Origin of the sequence: Carnobacterium sp. 1290_CSPC (genome assembly GCF_001053265.1) — a bacterium.
GTDB lineage: Bacteria > Bacillota > Bacilli > Lactobacillales > Aerococcaceae > Aerococcus > Aerococcus urinaeequi.
The window spans coordinates 1-4,372 of record NZ_JVVG01000092.1 but is presented as its reverse complement, the minus strand read 5'-3'; the positions used below and the strand labels follow the sequence as shown (position 1 = coordinate 4,372).

Here is a 4,372-nt window from a genome sequence, read left to right as displayed (position 1 = left end):
ATTGAAATATCTCAATGTATATAATAGAAAAACTGCAAAATATAACAGAAACATAATAAATTGGCCTCTGAAATTAGAGGTATGAATTATTCAGGTCGGACTATTAAACTTAACCGAAATACTATAAACAAAATGTCTACATGGCATACGATGCAGCGACTCCAAAAAGATGTTTACTGTTAAAAATAAAGAATAGACAAGGGGCTTGAGATGTACAACTATATCATTTTCGATGTGGATGGAACTATTTTAGACACGGAAAAAGCAGTCTTAAATTCTCTGCAACAAACTCTAAAAGAAGAAGGACGGCAGTATAAACTAGGGAATTTACGCTTTGCTTTAGGTATTCCGGGCAAAGGGACTTTGAATCGCTTGAATATCCCAGAGGTTGATCGCATTCATTCAAAATGGGCTCAATTGGAAACAGAGTATTCAAAGGATGCAACATTATTTCCAGATTTAGAAACTGTCATTGACCATTTAGGAAAAAGGAAAATCAAATTAGGCATTGTTACATCTAAAACTAAACAGGGAATGGTTGATACCTTTGATCCGTTAGGGCTTAGTTCGTATTTTGAAGAGATGATTACTGCGGATGATACAACGAAACACAAACCACACCCTGAACCGTTGCTGTCATGCATGGAGCGGCTAAATGCTCCACCAAGCAAAACAATATATATAGGTGATTCAATCTACGATATGCAAAGTGCGAAAGCAGCAGGAATCAAATTCGGACTTGCATTATGGGGTGCAAAAACAACAGAAAAATTTGACTCAGCAGATTATATTTTCAAACAACCAATAGATATTATAGACTGGATACAAACATAACAGACTTTCTAAAGAGCTTTATGATGACAAAAAAAGATAAAGACAAAAAGAAAGGCTATAAATATACAGGTGCTGGAATGGCAATCGGTATAACCTTGGGCGTCGCTCTAGGTATTGCATTAGATAATATGGCATTTGTGGGGATTGGAATTACCTTAGGCGCTGCATTTGAAGGGGCCAATAAAAAAGAAGTAGAAAAGAAAGAAAAACAATAAAAAAATAAAGACGAAGAATAATATTTAATGGTGTAGAAATAGACTTTTTCTTAAGAGTTTCTTGAGAAACGAAAACAGTTGTGATATATTATGAATACATTACAACAGAGGAGCGTTGAAAAAATGATTAACTCAATGAGATTACGTTAAGGATGGCAATAAGAAGCAGATCAATCTTATCGATTAGATTGGCCTTTTTGTCATGCTTAAGTTTTCTGTATTGGGCTTTTCATTAAACGTACAGTTGTTTGACCCATAGAGGGGTAACTGTCTTTTCATACGCTCATAATAAGATCATTTATGCAGATTAAAGCCGATAAGACTTTGACCTGTATTTTTTATTGCCTAAATGAAGTTGCTATAACAGGTATAAAATATACAGGAGTGAGAAAGCATGAATAAATTAGTATTAGAATTAAAGAATGTTGAAAAAAGTTTTATGAGTCGAGATATTTTAGCGATTGATGAATTGAAGGTCTACGAAAATGAAAAAATAGGAATCGTTGGTGGAAATGGAGAAGGTAAGAGTACTTTGCTTAATCTTATTTCTGGAAAGTTAAAACCTGATATTGGTACAGTTCATCGTACGATTTATTTTGAATATTATGAACAAATTCAAGAAGGAATGAAGCCGGATTATGAGAAGATTGACCCCGAGTATTTATCGCGCTTAGATCTCCCAGAACATGAAGTTGAAAATTACAGTGGCGGGCAACAAACACGGCTGCGCCTCGCAGAGTACTTTTCGACGTACCAATTTGGCTTATTAATGGATGAGCCTACTACACATTTAGATACCGATGGCATTCAATTTCTAGTGGATCAGTTAAAATACTATTATGGTACGCTGATTGTAGTTAGCCATGATCGTTACTTTTTAGATCAAGTCGTGGACACAATTTGGGAAGTAAATAACGGGAAAGTGACCGTTTATCCAGGTAACTATTCTGCTTATCAAGCATTAAAAAAACAAGAATTAATTGAACAACAAAATGCGTTTGAAAAATTCACAAAAGAAAAACAACGTTTAGAACAGGCGGCGAAAGAGAAACAAGCGCAGGTTGAAAAAATGGCCAGCGTAAGTACTAAACAGAAAAACAAAGCTGTAAAACCTGATCGACTGGCTTCTTCCAAACAAAAAGATACGGTTCAAAAAGCAGCCCATAAAGCTGCGAAAGCCATACAAAAAAGAGCAGAACAACTGGATGAGGTTCAAAATGTTGCGGAAGAAAAAGTCATCAACTTTCCACAACCTAAAAATTTAGAGATGCATAATGACTTCCCGATTATGGGACACAAAGTTACGATTCAAAGGGGCTCTAAGGTATTATTTGACGAAGCGAGTTTTCAACTGCCATTAGGAAAACGAATTGGTATAACTGGTCCAAATGGGTCTGGGAAATCAACGTTGTTAGAGTATATTGTAAATGATGGGGAAGGTATTACCTTATCGAATAAAATCGTCTTTTCCGTTTACAAACAAAAGGCTTACCAACTATCACAAGACAAAACAATGATAGAGTATTTAAAACAAGATTCACATTTGGAGGAACCGGTTATTCGAGGCATTTTAAATAACTTAGGTTTTGATCAAACAGAAGTTGTAAAGAAATCAGTGGTCGATTTGAGTGGTGGAGAAGTTACTCGGTTAGTCATTGCGAAGTTATTTACAGATCCAAGTAATGTCCTTATCTTAGATGAACCGACGAATTTTATTGACGTACAAACAATTGAAGCCTTGGAGTTATTGATGAAAAGTTACAAAGGTACGATTCTGTTTACCTCACACGATAAATATTTTATGGAACGAGTGGCCGAACAGATATGGGAGATAAGAGATCAACGATTAAACTTGGTTGAGTACTAAGCTCATGATGCCCTTATTTTGAATGAGGGGCTATTTTTAAGCGTCTGGTGTTAAAAGGAAAAAATCTGAATAGGAGTGAATGGATATGGAAAATAATGTTTTGAAATTAGCTAGACATCATCATTTAGAAATCGATGAAACGTCACTAGAATTTATTAATATGGGATTAGACTTCCAAGTTGTATTTGGAACAGATGAAAATGGTACAGAATGGGTACTTCGTATTCCTAGAAGAAAAGATATATTTGAAAAAGTACAAATTGAAAAAAGTATTCTTGATCTTGTAAATGAGTTGGATAGTGATTTTCAAGTTCCAAATTGGGAAATTTTTACAGAAGAATTGATTGCCTACAAGAAATTAGAGGGAAAACCAGCAGTCACTACGGATATAGAAACACAAGAACAGGATTGGGTCTTCGATATTAAAAAGGTTCCAGAGAATTATATTCAAAGCTTAGGAAAGGCGCTTGCTACTTTACATGGCGCTTCTAAAGAAAAAGCCAAAGCAGTAGGACTTCCTGTTCAGTCTGCAGCAGAACTTCAAACATCCATGAAAGAACGGATGGATACAGTAAATAATCGATATAAAGTGAATAAGTCTTTGTGGGAAAGATGGCAGAAGTGGATTGATGATGAAGAAATGTGGCCAAAAGAAACAGGCTTTATTCATGGGGACCTGTTCCCTGGACATACACTGGTTGATGAACAGTTTAAAATTAATGGAATAATTGACTGGACCGAAGCAAAAGTTGCCGATGTATCCAATGATTTCACAGCATTTTACATGTTATTCAGTGAAAATCAACTGGAAGAGTTAATTGAGGCTTATAATAAAGCGGGCGGTTATACATGGCCGAAGATGAAACAGCATATTATGGAGCTTCTTTCTACACAAGGGATTACAATTGCAGAATTTGCGATGACATCTGGTTTAGAAGAGTACGATCAAATAGCTAAACAAATGTTTAGTCATGAGCAATAAAGATTTTGAAATAGAAAAGTAGACAAATCACCGAGTATAACGATTAGACAAGAAACTGAAAAAGTGGCTGAGACAACAGCTACTTTAGTTTGTTCTTACGAGGTTCCAATGAATCGATAAAATAAAAGAGGCGTCACAAAATCATTTAGATTTTGAACGCCTCTTTGTTTATTCAGAAACTGAAAATTTTTGTCCCAGTTCTAACAATATTTTATTTGTTATTCTCCACGATCCACTGTACCTACAATAGGTACGTTATCTAATACTTCTGTACCATGTGGAGATTCTTCGAAGTCTTCTTCAGCATAAACATTTCCAGCTTCGATTCCACCTTCGTGGACACCGTCTTCCCATCCTTCTGCATCTGTAACATCGTAAACAACGTCGCCTACTGCTACGTAAGCTTGACTTCCATCTTGTCCATCACCCATTAGGTGATGAAAAAAGAACCCCTTTCTGATATGGTTAATTCAC

At 35.6% G+C, this 4,372-nt stretch carries 5 protein-coding genes; 4 read left to right on the top strand and 1 reads right to left on the bottom strand.

Annotation, left to right across the window (positions count from 1 at the left end; translation table 11 throughout):
* The first annotated feature begins 210 nt into the window (after nucleotides 1-210).
* The 4 genes from AC973_RS08340 to AC973_RS08325 all read left to right on the top strand — a co-directional run bounded on the left by AC973_RS08340 (nucleotide 211) and on the right by AC973_RS08325 (nucleotide 3,898).
* Entirely contained in the window at nucleotides 211-834 is a 624-nt protein-coding gene (locus AC973_RS08340; RefSeq protein WP_048729527.1) for an HAD family hydrolase, read from the top strand.
* Between the two features lie 20 nt (nucleotides 835-854).
* Nucleotides 855-1,049, top strand: a complete 195-nt coding sequence (locus AC973_RS08335) for a hypothetical protein (protein ID WP_225968970.1) — start codon at nucleotides 855-857, stop codon at nucleotides 1,047-1,049.
* A gap of 394 nt (nucleotides 1,050-1,443) precedes the next feature.
* The gene (abc-f, locus tag AC973_RS08330; RefSeq protein ID WP_048729524.1) at nucleotides 1,444-2,916 is read left to right on the top strand and encodes a ribosomal protection-like ABC-F family protein; all 1,473 of its coding nucleotides are present in this window, start codon (nucleotides 1,444-1,446) and stop codon (nucleotides 2,914-2,916) included.
* 85 nt (nucleotides 2,917-3,001) lie between these two features.
* Entirely contained in the window at nucleotides 3,002-3,898 is an 897-nt protein-coding gene (locus AC973_RS08325) for a macrolide 2'-phosphotransferase (RefSeq protein ID WP_225968969.1), read from the top strand.
* A 218-nt stretch (nucleotides 3,899-4,116) separates the two neighbouring features.
* Here the strand turns inward: AC973_RS08325 and AC973_RS08320 are convergent, their stop codons facing one another.
* The gene (locus AC973_RS08320) at nucleotides 4,117-4,329 is read right to left on the bottom strand and encodes a hypothetical protein (protein ID WP_048729520.1); all 213 of its coding nucleotides are present in this window, start codon (nucleotides 4,327-4,329) and stop codon (nucleotides 4,117-4,119) included.
* Between the last annotated feature and the right edge of the window lie 43 nt (nucleotides 4,330-4,372).